At 40.7% G+C, this 17,437-nt stretch carries 10 protein-coding genes and 1 pseudogene; 8 read left to right on the forward strand and 3 right to left on the reverse strand.

From position 1 onward, the window contains the following. The first annotated feature begins 37 nt into the window (after positions 1–37). The gene (locus tag BDE27_RS07150) at positions 38–316 is read left to right on the forward strand and encodes an LCI fold-containing protein (RefSeq protein WP_099132211.1); all 279 of its coding nucleotides are present in this window, start codon (positions 38–40) and stop codon (positions 314–316) included. A gap of 70 nt (positions 317–386) precedes the next feature. Here the strand turns inward: BDE27_RS07150 and pntB are convergent, their stop codons facing one another. Together pntB and pntA are read right to left on the reverse strand one after the other, a co-directional pair. Continuing rightward, on the reverse strand, positions 387–1,775 hold the full coding sequence (gene pntB / locus BDE27_RS07155; protein WP_099132315.1) for a Re/Si-specific NAD(P)(+) transhydrogenase subunit beta: 1,389 nt from the start codon (positions 1,773–1,775) through the stop codon (positions 387–389). Positions 1,776–1,802: 27 nt separating this feature from the next. Continuing rightward, on the reverse strand, positions 1,803–3,338 hold the full coding sequence (gene pntA, locus BDE27_RS07160) for a Re/Si-specific NAD(P)(+) transhydrogenase subunit alpha (protein ID WP_099132212.1): 1,536 nt from the start codon (positions 3,336–3,338) through the stop codon (positions 1,803–1,805). Between the two features lie 386 nt (positions 3,339–3,724). On the opposite strand from pntA, the gene ydgH reads away from it, so the two are divergent. The 6 genes from ydgH (at position 3,725) to BDE27_RS07190 (ending at position 12,421) form a co-directional block, all read left to right on the forward strand. Continuing rightward, on the forward strand, positions 3,725–4,678 hold the full coding sequence (gene ydgH / locus BDE27_RS07165; RefSeq protein ID WP_099132213.1) for a DUF1471 family protein YdgH: 954 nt from the start codon (positions 3,725–3,727) through the stop codon (positions 4,676–4,678). 548 nt (positions 4,679–5,226) lie between these two features. After that, positions 5,227–6,618, forward strand: a complete 1,392-nt coding sequence (locus tag BDE27_RS07170) for a basic amino acid/polyamine antiporter (RefSeq protein WP_099132214.1) — start codon at positions 5,227–5,229, stop codon at positions 6,616–6,618. A gap of 853 nt (positions 6,619–7,471) precedes the next feature. Next, complete coding sequence (locus BDE27_RS07175) at positions 7,472–8,002, forward strand: fimbrial protein (RefSeq protein ID WP_099132215.1); 531 nt, start codon at positions 7,472–7,474, stop codon at positions 8,000–8,002. Between the two features lie 62 nt (positions 8,003–8,064). Then, positions 8,065–8,769, forward strand: coding sequence for a fimbrial biogenesis chaperone (locus BDE27_RS07180; RefSeq protein WP_255430609.1), 705 nt, complete (start codon positions 8,065–8,067; stop codon positions 8,767–8,769). Positions 8,770–8,906: 137 nt separating this feature from the next. Next, a complete protein-coding gene (locus tag BDE27_RS07185; protein ID WP_244208717.1) occupies positions 8,907–11,357 on the forward strand; it encodes a fimbria/pilus outer membrane usher protein in 2,451 nt (816 codons plus the stop codon). Positions 11,358–11,422: 65 nt separating this feature from the next. Continuing rightward, positions 11,423–12,421 carry a fimbrial protein gene (locus BDE27_RS07190; protein ID WP_099132217.1) on the forward strand — a complete coding sequence of 333 codons (999 nt, stop codon included), beginning with the start codon at positions 11,423–11,425 and terminating at the stop codon, positions 12,419–12,421. Between the two features lie 145 nt (positions 12,422–12,566). On the opposite strand, the pseudogene hrpA reads toward BDE27_RS07190, so the two are convergent. Continuing rightward, positions 12,567–16,488 (reverse strand): annotated as a pseudogene (gene hrpA, locus BDE27_RS07195) (ATP-dependent RNA helicase HrpA). 297 nt (positions 16,489–16,785) lie between these two features. Between hrpA and BDE27_RS07200 the strand changes: the two are divergent. After that, positions 16,786–17,424, forward strand: coding sequence for an FMN-dependent NADH-azoreductase (locus BDE27_RS07200; RefSeq protein ID WP_099132219.1), 639 nt, complete (start codon positions 16,786–16,788; stop codon positions 17,422–17,424). Positions 17,425–17,437 lie beyond the last annotated feature (13 nt).

The following is a 17,437-nucleotide window of genomic DNA, read 5'->3' on the forward strand; positions in this document are numbered from 1 at the left end:
AAGTTCTAAATTCTAAAACTATTACAGGAGAATGTTTATGTTAAAGAAATTATTGGCAGTTGGGGCGTTATCAGCAGTATTGCTCGGAGGAATTGGGACTGCATCGGCCTCAGGAAAAAGCTTCGGATGTTCTGTTGTAGATCAAGTTCCACAAAAGAATGGCGATATTTATACTCAATATGTTATTCATAAAGGCAATAGTTTTGCTAATGCATTTACTGATAAGAAGACCAAAATCACATGGTATTTAAAAATAGGTGGTAAAAGTTGTGGTAATGGATATTATTATGCCTTCTATGAAGGTAGAAAATATTAACAGCACCCCCTAAAATCTCAAATAAGTATCCCCTGAATAACAGGCGGATACTTATTCGAGGTTATTTGAGTTATAAAGCCCGAAGAATGGCTTCTACACTTTCTTTAGCATCACCAAACAACATTTGTGTATTATCTTTAAAGAATAATGGATTTTGTACTCCGGAATATCCCGTATTCATCGAACGTTTAAATACGATGACATTTTGTGCTTTCCAAACCTCCAAAACTGGCATGCCAGCAATAAGGCTTGAAGGATCTTCCTGAGCGGCTGGGTTTACGGTGTCATTGGCTCCTATCACTAAAACCGTATCCGTTTCAGAAAAATCGTCATTAATTTCATCCATTTCCAAGACAATATCGTAAGGAACTTTAGCTTCAGCAAGTAATACGTTCATATGACCTGGCAACCGTCCCGCAACGGGGTGAATGCCAAAGCGAACATTTATGCCCTTCTCACGTAATTTCGCTGTAATGTCATGCACAGGATACTGCGCTTGAGCAACTGCCATACCGTAGCCTGGAGTAATGATAACGGAAGTGGAATTTTTCAACAGTTCAGCGACATCTTCCGCAGTTGTTTCGCGGTACTCTCCTAGCTCTTGATCATCCCCTGAAGAACTGCCATCTGTACCGAAACCACCAGCAATGACACTGATAAAGGAACGGTTCATCGCCTTACACATAATATAAGAAAGGATTGCCCCCGAAGAACCCACTAAAGCGCCTGTGACGATCAACAAGTCATTACTTAACATGAAACCGGCTGCCGCAGCCGCCCAGCCTGAATATGAGTTCAGCATGGAAATAACGACCGGCATATCTGCACCGCCAATCGAGGCAACTAAATGCCAGCCAAAAGCGAGAGCGATAACTGTCATCACCAGTAAAGTGAAGACTTGCAAGCCAACACTTTCTGTTTTGATAAAGGTGAACATTAAGATCAAGGATACAACCAATGCTGCCAGATTAAGTTTGTGCCGATGTGGCAGCACCAATGGCTTGGATGAGATTTTCCCACGTAATTTACCAAATGCGACAACCGAGCCAGTGAAGGTTACAGCACCAATAAATACCCCAAGGAAAACTTCTGTCAGATGAATATTTTCCATAATGGAGCTGGCAAAATTCTCATGGGTGATAAAACTATTGAACCCAACCAGAACCGCCGCCAATCCGACAAAACTGTGCAGGATAGCCACCAATTCTGGCATTTCAGTCATCTCCACTTTTTTGGCAAGACGAATACCAATAACTGCCCCGATGACCATCGCTAAAATAATCCAGCCAATTTTGCCAGTATCAGGCCCTAAGATTGTGGCAACCAGCGCAATTGCCATACCAACGATACCAAAAATGTTACCGCGTCTGGCGCTTTCGTGGCGGGAAAGTCCGGCAAGGCTGAAAATGAACAAAATGGCGGCAACAATATAGGCTGCTGTCACTATTCCGTGCGATATTACTCCGTTCGACATAAGTTTTACCCCTTATCCTTTACGAAACATTTTCAGCATACGTTGAGTGACAGTAAAGCCACCAAAAATATTGATGCTGGCAATTAACACAGCAATGAATGAGAAGAAACTCACCCATCCCCCTTCACCAATTTGCAGTACAGCACCAACTACAATTATCCCTGAAATAGCGTTGGTGACGGACATTAATGGCGTATGCAACGAATGGCTGACATTCCAGACAACGTAATATCCCACCACACAGGACAAGGCAAAAACAGTAAAATGAGATAAGAATTCTTTCGGTGCAACATGTGCTAACCAGCCATACAAAATTATTACTAGCGCGAGCGCTCCATACTTCAGCCATGGAGATTTGGGCTTTTCTGCTGGTTTCTCCTCTTTTTTTACTGATGTCGGCTTGGTAGTTATTGATTGCTCTGAAACCTGGATAGGTGGAGCTGGCCATGTGATTTCACCTTGTTTAATGACAGTGACGCCACGTACAACAACATCATCAAAATCAATGATGATTTCTCCATTTTTTTCTTTGCACAGTAGTTTCAGCAAATTGACTAAGTTTGATCCATAGAGTTGTGATGATTGGGTGGGCAATCGGCTGGGCAGGTCGGTATAGCCAATAATTTTCACCCCATTTGCTGTAACGACAAGCTTATTGGCTTGCGTATATTCACAGTTACCGCCATTTTGGGCAGCCAGATCAACAATCACGCTACCAGGTTTCATGGAATCAACCATCTCTTTTGTGATAAGTCGTGGTGCCGGCTTCCCCGGAATCAATGCTGTTGTAACGATAATGTCTACTTCTTTTGCTTGTGCAGTAAACAGTTCCATTTCTGCTTTGATAAAAGCTTCTGACATTACTTTTGCATAACCGTCACCACTGCCTGCTTCTTCTTTAAAATTCAATTCTAAGAATTCAGCTCCCATGCTTTGAACTTGTTCTTTGACTTCCGGTCGTGTATCAAAAGCACGGACAATCGCACCCAAGCTACCGGCAGCGCCAATTGCCGCTAATCCGGCAACCCCCGCGCCAATAATCATGACCTTAGCTGGTGGTATTTTGCCTGCCGCTGTAATTTGCCCTGTGAAAAAACGACCAAATTCATGGGCGGATTCGACAATAGCGCGATAACCAGCAATATTTGCCATTGAACTGAGAGCATCTAAAGATTGTGCGCGGGAAATGCGTGGAACTGCGTCCATAGCAAGAACAGTTACCTTGCGTTCTGCTAATTTTTCTATTAATAGCGGATTTTGTGCTGGCCAAATAAAACTAATTAGTGTGGCACCTTCTTTCATTAAAGCAATTTCATCATCTTCAGGGGCGTTTACTTTTAAAATGATATCTGATTGCCAAACTTGATGGATTTCCGCTATATCAGCTCCTGCTTTTTTATAAGCAACATCATCAAAACTAGCAAGTTGCCCTGCTCCTGTCTCAACTGTGACGTTAAACCCCAATTTCTGCAATTGCTCCACGGTTGATGGTGTGGCAGCAACGCGTGCCTCATTGGAAAGTCGCTCTTTTGGTACACCAATACGCATAATGTTTCCTTCTTTAAGAATGAAATATTGCTGATTATTACCTTGTTGATGCCTATTTAACGATTAGATTGACTTTATTGCTGCTATCAGCAAAACCTATCAATAGAATACCAAATAGTAACTTAATGAAAATAATGTCAAAGAATTATCATAAAATCAGAAAAACAAAATGACCTTTTAATGTAAACAATTATTTAGATCGTATAACTTACTATATTTATTAAAATTCTTAGTGTCATCTACTAAAAGCTAGCAATCGTTTCTTTATAGGGCATAATTTCTTGCGACAATTGGCATTATTACATGTAATAATTGCGTTCTATGTGATGCATAACAATGTTCAGCACGTTATAAATATTTTAATGCGCAAGGCGAAAGGATTTTTTATGAAGCTGAAGACAACGATCATCGCGACTGCGGTGTTCTCACTAACCACGATGACCGCTGCACATGCGGCTAAAGAATTAACTCCAGAACAAGCGGCAGAGCTTAAACCTTTTGAGCGGATCTCAGTTACTGGTCGTTTTAATGCAATTTATGAAGCTGCGGATGCGGTTTCCCGTCAGGCCGATAAAAAAGGCGCTGACAGTTTTTATATTCAAAGTCTTGATGATCTTAATGGACGAGGTAATTTGCGTGTTGTCGCCGATTTGTACTATAAAGATGCGGAAAAAGCAGATAAAACACCTAACTATCGCATCTATCGTGGCATCAAAGAGTTACCTAAAACTGAAGCCATTACTTTAGAGCCTTTCGATACTGTCACAGTGAATGGTTATTTCCCGACTGATCCTGACCTGAAAGAAGCTATCGCTAAGGCGGCTAAAAAGAAAGATGCAGCATCTTTCTTTATTGTCCGTGACATTGCACCAAATAATGGTGGAAACCAAATAGTCACAGCGTATGTTTATAAAGAAGATGCGCCCAAGCGTAAGGTTCAGTCTAGTGAAGCTGTGATCCCAGCCGATTCTGAAGCAGGACGCCAGGCTCTGGCTCAAGGTGGAGAGGAAGCCAAGAAAGTCGAAATTCCAGGTGTTGCTTCTTCAACTTCAACAAGCAATGTGGTTGGTCGCTTTTTTGAAACCCAGACATCAAAAGGTGGCCGTTACACTGTAACTTTACCTGATGGCACAAAAATTCAAGAGTTGAATAAAGCATCCGCCGCTCTGATGGCTCCATTTGATTCCGTCACCTTTTCTGGTTATTACACTACTGCACCTGAAGTTTCTTATCAGGTTGCTAAGCGTGCAGCAGAGAAAGGCGCAAAATACTACCATATCACACGAGAATGGCAATCTAATGGTGGTAACGTTACCATCAGTGCAGATTTATTCAAATAATCATACATTATAGTTCAGCCATTTTTGAAAAAGGCACAAAGAACACTTGTGCCTTTTTTATCGGATTTCTTTGGTATTTCATGATTCATTGGCCTCAATAACCTCCTATAAATTAACAATTCAATAACGTTATAATGGCGGCATGATTTGCAGATTATCCTGTTTATTCTTCCTTTCCATTAATACCATTTACATAATTGTTTGTTATTTGTTTCAATGGCGTAAAATATACAAATAATATTTCCCAAAGTGCTTATCCTGTAATCATCTCCATGTTTATTAAGGTAATAACACACATTAGAAAAATTATCCGTAATTTGTTTTCTTACTCCTCTGCATAATTTTATGCATAAAATTTATATTTTTTTGCATAGTAAACCATTGCATACAATCCTTTCACTCCGTAGAATCGCCCTGTTTTTAGATTTATCGACTAAATCCGTTCTGCAATCCATCGCATGGATGCAATAAATGTCCAATATGTGTTCGATATTCAGAACAAGTGTTCTGGCTAATCGTGTCGATTATATTTTTTTAGGAACGTATCTTTGGAAAAGAAATTAGGCCTTACGTCTCTGACCGCACTGGTACTCAGTTCTATGGTCGGTGCCGGCGTATTCAGTTTGCCGCAAAACATGGCGCAAGTAGGCAGTCCTGCTGCATTAATGATTGGTTGGGGAATAACAGGCATAGGTATTCTCTTTTTAGCCACTTCCTTACTTTTACTTTCACGACTGCGCCCTGATTTGGATAGCGGTATTTTTACTTACGCAAGAGAAGGTTTTGGGGAGTTAGTTGGATTCTGTTCTGCATGGGGATATTGGTTCTGTGCCATTATTGCCAATGTTTCTTATTTAGTTATTGTCTTTGCTGCGTTAAGTTTTTTCACTGATACCGAACACTCAGTAATTTTTGGTGATGGCAATACTTGGCAATCGTTAATCGGTGAGTCTATTTTACTTTGGTTTGTTCATTGGCTGGTATTGCGTGGTGTACAAACGGCTGCGGGAGTTAATTTGCTAGCGACAATGGCAAAATTATTACCATTGACCCTATTTATTATCTTAGCTGTCATCGCTTTCAAAATGGATGTATTTTCTTTTGATTTCAGCGGCATTGAGATGGGCGTTCCTGTTTGGCAGCAAGTTAAAGACACGATGCTAATTACACTGTGGGTTTTTATCGGTGTTGAAGGTGCAGTTGTCGTTTCAGCCAGAGCCAAAAGACGCCAGGATATTGGTATCGCAACTGTACTAGCTGTGATTTCAGCATTAGGGGTATATGTGCTGGTTACGCTGCTTTCACTAGGGTTAGTCACCAGACCTGAATTAGCGGTTATGCGTAACCCTTCTATGGCAAGTTTGATGGTCGGGTTAATAGGTTCAGCGGGTGAAATTGTGATTGTTGCTGGTTTGATCATCTCTGTTTGTGGTGCTTACCTAAGCTGGACAATCATGGCAGCAGAAGTACCATTTATCGCTTCCTTACACGGTTCATTCCCTAAAGTATTCAAAAAACAAAACAGCAGGAAAGCACCTGAGTCATCACTTTGGATCACAAATGGTGCGGTTCAACTCTCTTTGGTTTTAATTTGGTTAAGCGGCAGTAATTACAATACATTACTCTCTATTGCTTCTGAGATGATACTTGTCCCCTACTTTCTTGTCGGGGCATTTTTAGTGAAAGTTGCCTTTCAACGTGGTAGCCGTGCTTTACTCTTTATTGCTCTTGGTTCTTGTACTTATGGGTTATGGTTACTTTATGCTTCGGGGCTCATGAACCTCTTACTTTCGGTAGTACTATACGTTCCCGGATTGCTGGTTTTTCTGTACGCTCGCAGACAAAATCAGGAAAGAGTACCATTAACGGTTACAGAAAAATCGACTATTGTGGTTTTGTTCTTGATAGCGCTCCCGTCTACATGGCAATTAATGCACTAATTTGGCTTCCAAGGCAACAGGTTTCCCAATCGCGAAAATCGCCGCAAAACTTAAAAAATTAACTATTCCAAAGAATCCGGCCTTTGTGCCGGTTTTTTAATGTCCCTTTTTCTATTTTGAAAAGATAATGGTTGATTATGGATGAAAAAAAGAATTGATAAGTATGTTGTAACTAAAGAAGTAAGACTCAGATCATTTTGTAACCAAACCATAAAAATTAATTCTGCTTTTATATCTATATATTCTTCAAATATATAGAACTTGAACTATGGCAGAGTATTTATCATAAAGGCTTTATCAATAAAAAGTTAACTTTAAGCAAATGCAATTCATTTTCATTTAGCCTAAAAATAGATTTAACGTCTTACATTATTAAAATAATCAGATACAAAAATTAAAGAACAAAAGACTAGTTACAAATAAATAATAAATATATAATATTTATTTAAAATTTTAACAAAAAAGTAAAATTCAAATATATTATATGTCTTGCATCATTTTTATTTTTACAAAATGTCAGTAAATAATAATTAATCTTATAAAACAGAATAAAAACTCATTGATGTTCAGAAAAAAATCTATGTTATGCATAACAATTCTATTAATTTTCGCCTAATAGCTTAAAACTTCAAATTATGAGATTAGTCAAGTTATTATTTTGATCTTTTTTAATTACTCGCTACTATATTTTTTACCTCATCTGCTGATGAGAAAATATTAACTGTTGTTTCTTTGTTATTTTTTAGAAGTAAACCTAGGCAATCCGTTGCTGTATTTATATACGGAACAAACATTAACTCAATAATCTGTTTCTCTGTCGAATAAGTTCTTCAGAGGTGGGATGCATTAAAAAATGAAAACCAAGTTAATTATTTCATCTTTATTTGTTTCATCGGTATTTATGTCCACGGCTCATGCTGCTGATGGGCAAATTAAATTTACGGGAAAAATTACCGCCACTGCCTGTAAAGTCGATTCAAATTCAGCTAATCAGACCGTAAATATGGGAACTATCAGCTCGAGTTCATTTGCTGGGGCTTATAGTACTTCTGCCGCTACCCGTTTTAGTATCAAATTGACCGACTGCCCGAAAGATTATCAACAAGCTCAGGTCAAATTTGACGGCCAGCCAGATAGAGCCAGTAGCAGACTTTTAGCGTTAAACAGTAATGGAGGAGAGAATCCTGCCCAAGGTATCGCCATTGCACTTTATGAAGATGACAGTAATACCATGATCAATCTGGCAGAAAATTCACGTCCTCAGTATTTCTCGCAGAGAAAGACAGAGGAATTGAAATTCGTTGCCAAATACATGGCAACGGCTGAAACCGTGACTCCAGGTGCGGGTGACGCAGTCGCTAACTTCACTATTATCTATAACTAACTAACTATAACCAAAGGAAGTTATGGCAGGGAAGCCAAAACAATATCACTCTGGTCTAAATATTGTTTGGAGCGACCACTTTGAAATACTTTCGCATTTTAATTTTTATTCTTATCTGCATTTTTAATACGAATATCTCTTTTGCTGGAGTCGTCATTGGCGGCACACGTGTTGTTTATATTAGTGACCAGAAAGAAACCTCTATTTCTATTAGCAATCCAGAAACTGACATCTCTTACCTCATTCAATCGTGGGTTCAAGGTGAAGATGATGAAACTAAAGCCCCTTTTATTATCACTCCCCCACTTTTTAAATTAACAGCTGAGAATGAGAATGTTTTACGAATTGTTAAAATTGGCAATGAATTACCTGATGACAAAGAATCTTTGTTCTGGCTCAATATTAAGTCTATTCCTGCCACAACCAAATCAGAACAGAATCAATTGCAAATCACGGTAAAATCCCGGTTTAAGTTATTCTATCGCCCTGCCAACTTAGCCGGCAATGCCGGTATTGCTTATAAGGCTCTGAAGTTCAAAACCAATGGACACAAACTCATTGCAGAAAATCCAACGCCCTACTATATCTCTTTTTCTGCGTTGACCACCGGCAATAATGTAGAAAATTATGAGATTAAATCTGCGGGGATGATCCCACCGTTTCAACAAGAGAATTGGGATATTCCTATTAAAAATATCAATCGAGTGACCTGGAAAACGATTAATGATTTTGGTGGCGTAACACCAGAAGAAAGACGTGAGTTGTAGGATAGTTGGTATATCAAAATTAAAAATTTATTATGAATAACTATCGTCATTATCTTCAACAAAATAGTCCTCATAATTGGACGTTACTTATCAAGCTAAGCTTGCATTGTCTATATTGTAAGGTGCCTCTTTGTGCATTGTTAACCACATCTCTTTGGATGTATAACAATAAGGCTCACGCTGAAGAGTATTTCAACATCAATGCACTGGAAATCCATTCAGGTTTTGAAGATATTGATCTATCTATCTTTACTCAAGATGATCAGCAGCCTCCCGGACGTTATTGGGTAGATATTTATCTTAATCGAGAAAAAGTAGATACGGGGAATGTCGATTTTATTATCGTCAATAACAAGCTATTTCCCAAAATTAAGATACAACAACTCAGAGAAATGGGGGTGAATATTGAGTCATCCCCCACGCTGCTTACTTTGTCGCCAGAAACGGAACTTGCTGATCTTGGTCAATATATTCCATCTGCATCGACGTCTTTCGATTTCAAACATCAGCGGCTGGATATCAGTATTCCCCAGGCAGCCTTGAAGAGTCAGGCGAGAGACTACGTGCCACCTCATTTGTGGGATCAGGGATTAACGTCCCTGTTAGTCAACTATAGCTATAGTGGCTCCATGACTTGGCAGGATGATCAAGTAGGTTCAACAAAAAACCATTTTCTCAACCTTAGAACGGGCGTTAATTGGGAAGCATGGCGTTTGCGCAATTATTCCACTTACAGTAGTCAAGATAGAAAATGGCAGAATATCAATATATACCTTCAGAGAGATATTCATGCACTGAAAAGCCAATTAGTATTTGGAGACAGTTACACACCTTCACTTATATTTGATAGTTTTCAGTTTCGCGGTATGCAATTGTCTTCCGATGACAAGATGTTGCCCGATAGCTTAAAAGGATTTGCGCCGATAATTAGAGGAATTGCCCAAAGCAATGCCCAAGTCACCATCAAACAAAATGGTTACATTATCTATGAATCCTACGTTTCTCCAGGTCCTTTTGTTATCAATGACCTCTATCCAACAACTTCAACCGGAGATATAGAGGTCATTGTCAAAGAAGCTGATGGAAAAGAACATCGTTCTGTGCAAACTTTTTCCACTGTGCCGATTATGTTACGGGAAAATAGCCTGCGACATTCGCTGACTTTGGGAAAATACCAATCTAATTCTCACCATGGGAAAGCACCCTATTTCATGCAGGGTACGGTGATTTATGGTATTTCTAATCATGTCACTGCCTATGGTGGAACCACGATTGCAAAAGATTATCAATCCGTTGCTTTGGGTACAGGCTATAGCCTCTCTGACTGGGGTTCCCTTTCCTTTGATGTGACCTACGCCAAAACTCATTTAATGTCGAAACCCAACAATTATGGTCAATCTTACCGTTTCCAATATGCCAAAGATCTATCTCAGACAGGCACTAACCTCACTCTCGCAGGTTATCGTTACTCAACACAAAGTTTTTACAATTTTAAAGAAGCAAATGAGTTGAATACTGCAATCGATGGAAGGAGCAGCAATAAACGCAGTAAATTGCAATTACATATTAATCAATCCCTTGGTGATTTGGGGACCATTTATTTATCTGCTTTTCAACAAGATTATTGGCATCAAAAAGGCTGTGAAAGGAATATCAGTGCTGGTTATAACACAAGTTACAATTCATTTAATTATAGCTTGAATTATTCTCACAGCGCTTTCCCCGGTTCAAATCGCAGTGAGCAAATCGTTTCATTCAGCGTGCAGGTTCCCCTTGATCGTTGGCTGAAAAACAGTTGGGTAAGCTATAACATGACCAGCAACAAAAGCAGTGATACGTCTCATCAAGTCAGCTTAAATGGTACAGCTTTTGAAGATAATAATCTGATTTATAGCATTCAGCAAAATTATACTGGCCGTAATCAAAGCGTTGGCGGAAATATCAGCGCTGAATATAAAGGAGCCTATGGTCAGGTCAACGCTGGTTACAATTACGACAAATACATCAGGCAACTTACTTATGGTTTAAATGGCGGGATTGTTGCCCATCCTTATGGTATCACCCTTTCCCAACCTTTAGGGGATACATCGGTATTAGTACGCGCCAATGGTGCTTCAGAAGTCAAAGTACAAAACCATACCGGTATCAAAACTGACTGGAAAGGCTATGCCATCGTGCCTTATGCCAGTAGTTATCGGAAAAACCGTATTGCGCTGGATACTCATTCAATGGGTAACAACGTTGATATTGATATCAATACGCAAACTATTATTCCAACCCAAGGTTCACTGACACTGGCCAATTTCCAGACTCGTATTGGTTATCGCGCTTTACTGACACTTTCTCATCAAGGCAGAGAGATCCCATTTGGTGCAACTGCGACACTGGAAAAACAGCATGATATTGATGCTCCTAACAGCGCGATTGTCAGTAATGATGGGCAAGTTTATCTCAGTGGTATTCCTAAATTTGGTCGGATATGGGTTAAATGGGGATATAAAGAAATACAAGAGTGTTATGCCAACTATCGACTCTCTGGTGAAGAGCCTGCTTCAGGTTTGTATATGGTTGAAGTTTCGTGCGAATAATCTTTTGCAAATGGCAATGTCGGTATATTTATTTGATATATAACAAAAATAGTGGAAATTATTCTATGGCCAACAAATTAAAATTATTATTGGCAAGTACATTTCTCATCGGCACGATGAGTAGTTTTTCTAGCTTAGCGAACTACTATTGCCAATATTCTGCGGGTTTTGTACCTGGTATGACTCCAGTTTCTTTTGGTACGATTACAATTCCCAGGAACCATCCTATCGGAACAACTATCAAAGAAATACGTCTGGATCAGGTGGATGAAAAAGGTAATATCGCCCTCTGCGATACTTCCTTGCCTACAATATGGGAACAACCTGATCTTACACCTGCAAGCTATAATCAGGATGCCGTTTATGAATCCGGTGTTCCGGGAGTTGGTATCCGTATTAACACCTGGGAGCCGCGTTATGGTATTGATTGGCTGCCCAGAACGGCGACCTATCCATTCACTTGCCCTTCACCGCTGCAATTTCAATGGAAAAAACAATATTGTGGTAAATCATGGGGTTATTTAACCATACAGTTGATCAAGATTGCACCAACAACCGGTTCAGGGGCCGTCAAGTCGGCGAAACTGACTCGTGCTACATTAGGTCACAGTATCCCTGTTCATACTTTCTATTTGTCGAATACCCATATCATGACCAAAGGTTGTTCTCTCAATCAAAAGATGATTGCAGTCAATATGGGTGATATTAAAAAAAGCGATTTCCGCGGCATTTACAGTACAGTGGGAACACAACGTTTTGATATCAATATAAATTGCGATGCTAATGTAAATATTGGACTGACGCTGGATGGACGGCCTGCAAACTGGAATACCCAAGATATCTGGGCATTAGACTATAGTGACAACGTCACGGCAAAAGGGGTTGGTTTACAGATATTATATCAAAACCGCCCCGTAACGATGCGTACCCCAGTTGTATTTGGCTCCACTCAGTCTGGTGGAAATATAACCATCCCATTAGTTGCCCGTTATATCCAAACGGAAGCAGAAATTAAGCCGGGCAAAGCAGATGCAACAGCAACAATTACTTTTGTATATCAATAAATGAAGGTTATCCCCCTACTTAGTAATAATGTTGTTAAGTAGGGGGATTTGTTGGGTTAAAAACGTATGTTGTAACTAAAAAATAATAATGGAATTTTTGTAAGAGTTTTTGGGGCAGCTATAAACTACAACTGCTCCCTACTTATCACGACGCAATATTTTCCATCGCCTGTAAAATACGTTTATCTGATATTGGATATGCCGTGCCTAGTTGTTGGGCAAATAGGCTAATCCGCAGTTCTTCAATCATCCAACGAATTTCTTTTACTTCCGTTGACTGCTTCTGCTGAACAGACAGTTTTGCCAACCATTGTTGCCATTGACGCTGGATATGCTCAACCCTACTCATATGCACCCTATCCTTGTTAGGATCTACCGCCAATTTTTCCAATCGACGTTCGATACCATTCAAATAGCGCAAAACATCTGCCAGGCGTTTCCAACCGTGGGAAGTCACAAACCCATTAAAGGCCAGCCCGGAAATTTGTTCTTTAATATCGGACAACGCCAGTGCAAGAGAGATATCCACCCGCCCTTTCAGGCGCTTGTTGATATTAAAGACTGCTGTCAGGATCTGCTCCACTTGTTTGGCAATATCAACCACTGCGTCATTCAAATTAGCACGAACTTTATCATGCAAACTGGAAAACGCTTGTTCATTCCAGGCTAGCCCACCATTTTCTGCGATCAATTTATCAACGCCACAAGAAATACAATCATCAATCAAATCCAATACTTTTCCATATGGATTGAAATACAGTCCCAGTTTAGATTTGTTCGGTAATTTTTCATGTAAGTATTTAATCGGCGATGGAATATTCAACAATAACAGACGACGTGTTCCTTCCCACATTGCATTCTGCTGTTCGGATTCGGTCTCGAACAGTTTAATACCGATGCTGTCTTTTTCGTCCACCAATGCCGGAAATGCCTTAACAGAATAGCCTCCGCGCTTCTGCTCATAACATTCAGGCAATGTCCCAAAGCTCCAGATATGTAACCCATTTTGTTCTATGCCATCATCCGCAACTGCCGAAAGCGTTTCCTGGACTTTTTCTTTCAACTTCAGTTTCAATGCTGACAGATCTTTGCTTTCCGCTAGCGGTTTATTTTTTTCCCCTGTTTTTTTCTCTCCAATAATGCGGAATGTGATCTTCAAATGATCTGGCACTTGTTCCAACTGCCAGTCATCACGTGACACCGTCACTCCTGTCATGCGACGTAATTCTTTTTCAAGGCTATCCAGTAAAGGAGCCTGAGGTTGTGTCACACGCTCCAGAAATGCTTGCGCATAGTTAGGTGCCGGAACAAAATTACGACGTATTGGTTTTGGCAATGATTTAATCAAGGCAACAACCAATTCATGACGAATTCCCGGAATTTGCCAATCAAATCCTTCATCTTTAACTTGGTTCAATATCGGTAAAGGGATATGCACTGTTACGCCATCAGCATCGGTTCCCGGTTCAAATTGATAACTCAAACGGAATTTCAAGTTACCTTGATGCCAATAATTTGGATAATCCAACGCACTGACTTTATTTGCATCTCCCTTGATTAACATACTCTTTTCAAAGTTGAGCAATTCAGGCTGATCTTTGCTGGCAACTTTCCACCAGCGATCAAAATGGCGCGAAGAAACAACGTCTTTACCAATGCGCTGATCGTAGAAACTGAACAAGGTTTCATCATCCACCAGAATATCCCGTCGGCGAGATTTATGTTCCAGTTCTTCGACTTCTTCACGCAATTTCAAATTAGCGCGGAAAAATGAATGACGGGTTTGCCAATCACCTTCTACCAATGCATGGCGAATAAATAATTCGCGGCACAACATGGGATCGATTCGGCTGTAATTGACCAGACGACCTGCCACAATCGGCAAACCATACAAGGTGACTTTTTCCATAGCCATTACCGCCCCCTGGGACTTCTGCCAGTGCGGTTCACTATAGTGCTTTTTGATTAAATGGGTCGCCAATGGCTCTACCCATTCCGGCTCGATGCGGGCGGCAATACGTCCCCACAAGCGGCTGGTTTCCACCAATTCAGCCACCATCGCCCATTTTGGTGGTTTTTTTAAATAGTCCAGAGCCAGGAAAAACAGAAAAACGGGCATTGCGCGCACCAGTATATTCCTGTTTATCCGTGTCCTTCTGCCCAATGTGAGATAACAACCCTACCAACAAGGCAATATGGATACTGCGATAATCGGCTTCCTGACTGTTAATCGGCAAGCCAATTTCTTTCACAACTTGCCGTAGCTGAGTATAAATATCCTGCCATTCCCTAACACGAAGATAATTCAGATAATCCTGCCGACAAAGTTTGCGGAATTGGGAGCTGGAAAGCGCTTTCTGCTGTTCCACCAGAAAATCCCATAGCTTCAGGAAGGCGATGAAATCTGAATCCTTGTCCGCAAAACGACGATGTTTTTCATCAGAAGCCTGCTGCTTTTCCAACGGTCTTTCCCGTGGATCTTGAATTGACAATGCGGAAACAATTACCATCACTTCACGAACGCAACCATGTGCCTTGGCTTCCAGCACCATACGCGCCAAACGAGGATCAATAGGCAACTGAGCCAATTGCCGTCCCATTGGGGTTAGCCGATAAGCTCCTTCTGACAATGACTCCGGATCGATAGCCCCTAACTCTTCCAACAGGCGAACCCCATCCTGGATATTACGTTTATCCGGTGCTTCAACAAATGGGAACGCACTGACATCTCCCAAACCAATGGCGGTCATTTGCAAAATAACGGAGGCCAGATTGGTGCGCAAAATTTCCGGATCAGTGAATTCCGGACGCGACAAAAAGTCCTCTTCCGAATAAAGACGAATACAAATTCCGTCCGAAACACGGCCACAACGCCCTTTTCGCTGATTAGCAGATGCCTGCGATATCGGTTCTATCGGCAGGCGCTGCACCTTAGTGCGATAACTGTATCGGCTAATACGTGCAAAACCTGTGTCGATCACGTATTTGATGCCAGGTACGGTCAGTGAAGTTTCCGCCACGTTGGTTGCCAAAATAATGCGGCGGCCAACATGAGACTGAAAGATTCTGTTCTGCTCGCTGTTAGACAACCGTGCAAAAAGTGGCAAAATCTCGGTATGTGGGAAATTTTGTTTATTGAGAGCATCCGCTGTATCACGAATTTCTCGTTCACCGCTCATGAATACCAATATGTCACCTGAGCTTTCACGCCCTAATTCATCAACTGCATCAATAATTGCTTCAAGCTGATCGCGATCACTGTCATTATCACCACCAGCCACGGGACGATAACGTACTTCTACCGGATAAGTACGTCCAGATACCTCAATAATCGGGGCATTGTTAAAATGACGGGAAAAGCGTTCAGGATCGATGGTTGCAGAGGTAATGATAACTTTCAAATCTGGGCGTTTTGGCAGTAATTGGCGCAGATAACCGAGGATAAAATCGATATTCAAGCTGCGTTCATGGGCTTCATCGATAATTAACGTATCATATTGCAATAACAAACGATCTTGCTGCAATTCTGCCAATAGAATACCGTCAGTCATCAATTTGACCAGCGTATTTTCACTGACCTGATCACTAAAACGAACTTTATAGCCGACCGTCGAGCCAAGCGGTGTTTCCAGTTCATCCGCAATGCGATTAGCAACCGAACGTGCTGCCAAACGACGGGGTTGGGTATGGCCGATCAGCCCTTTGACTCCCCTTCCCAATTCAAGGCAGATTTTAGGGATCTGAGTTGTTTTACCTGAACCGGTTTCCCCGGCAATGATAACAACCTGATTATCCCGAATAGCTTTATAGATATCGGCTTTCTTCTGGCTAACCGGCAGGTTTTCAGGATATTGAATCGAAGGACATGCAGCCTGGCGATTCATGACTTTCTGTTTTGCGGTCGCTATATCCGCAGCGATGGATTGTACTACAGCCTGCAAGGAGACTTGATTCTTAATTTTTGCTGCTCCATGCAGACGTTTTTTTAAACGGAATTGATCGCGCAGCGGTGTGTGATCAAGTTCAGCGAATAATTCAGCAAATGGTGCTGTCAAAGGTGATTCCACGTGATAAATCCTTGTGACGTTTTTTAACTGAGTAGCGCTGTCTTTGCAGGCTCAGAGGATTATTTTTTATGACATAACAATATTAGAAGTGTAACATATCTTGTGCGATCTCACGTACTTCATATATCCCCCCTCACCAATTCATCGTTTGATTCAATGAATTTGAATGAATATCTCAAAATATTGAGCTATTGATTGAACAATTCCCTATATAAAATATGATGCACAAACGACATTATCAATGAAGTTATTAGTATCTTAGATAACTTGGGTTGTAGATAACAGAGGAAGTAAAGAATGAGTAAAGTACTGGTTCTGAAATCCAGCATTCTGGCACAATATTCCCAAAGCAATAAACTGGCCGACTACTTTGCTGAAAAGTGGTTGACTGACCATTCAGAGAGCAACATTACCACACGTGATCTGGCTGAAAATCCGGTTCCAGTACTAGATGGAGAATTAGTTAACGCCTTGCGAGCGAGCAATGCAGAATTGACAGAACGTCAAAAAACAGTATTGACCCTATCAGATGAGTTGATTACAGAGTTAAAAGCACACGATGTTATTGTCATCACTGCGCCAATGTATAACTTTACTATACCTACTCAATTAAAAGCCTATTTTGATCTAATTGCCCGTGCCGGCGTGACTTTCCAGTACACTGAAAAAGGCCCACAAGGGTTACTGAAAGGCAAACAAACTGTTATCTTGACTAGTCGTGGTGGTATTCATAAAAATAACCCAACAGATTTGGTGACTCCGTACTTACGTACCTTCCTCGGATTTATCGGTATCACAGATGTAGAATTTGTATTTGCTGAAGGTTTAGCTATGGGCGCAGAGTCCGCTAACCAGACACATCAAGATGCTCGTGACGCGATAGATGATATTATAGCGAGAATGGGACAGAAGCAATCTGAACAAACCGTTGCTTAATATTGTTCGATAA

Origin of the sequence: Xenorhabdus ehlersii (assembly GCF_003610465.1) — a bacterium.
Lineage (GTDB): Bacteria > Pseudomonadota > Gammaproteobacteria > Enterobacterales > Enterobacteriaceae > Xenorhabdus > Xenorhabdus ehlersii.

What these genes read in the sequence shown, in the direction of transcription:
- BDE27_RS07150 (WP_099132211.1), top strand. Translation starts at nt 38, where the DNA reads ATGTTAAAGAAATTATTGGCAGTTGGGGCGTTATCAGCAGTATTGCTC.
- pntA (WP_099132212.1), bottom strand. Translation starts at nt 3,338, where the DNA reads ATGCGTATTGGTGTACCAAAAGAGCGACTTTCCAATGAGGCACGCGTT.
- ydgH (WP_099132213.1), top strand. Translation starts at nt 3,725, where the DNA reads ATGAAGCTGAAGACAACGATCATCGCGACTGCGGTGTTCTCACTAACC.
- BDE27_RS07175 (WP_099132215.1), top strand. Translation starts at nt 7,472, where the DNA reads ATGAAAACCAAGTTAATTATTTCATCTTTATTTGTTTCATCGGTATTT.
- BDE27_RS07190 (WP_099132217.1), top strand. Translation starts at nt 11,423, where the DNA reads ATGGCCAACAAATTAAAATTATTATTGGCAAGTACATTTCTCATCGGC.
- BDE27_RS07200 (WP_099132219.1), top strand. Translation starts at nt 16,786, where the DNA reads ATGAGTAAAGTACTGGTTCTGAAATCCAGCATTCTGGCACAATATTCC.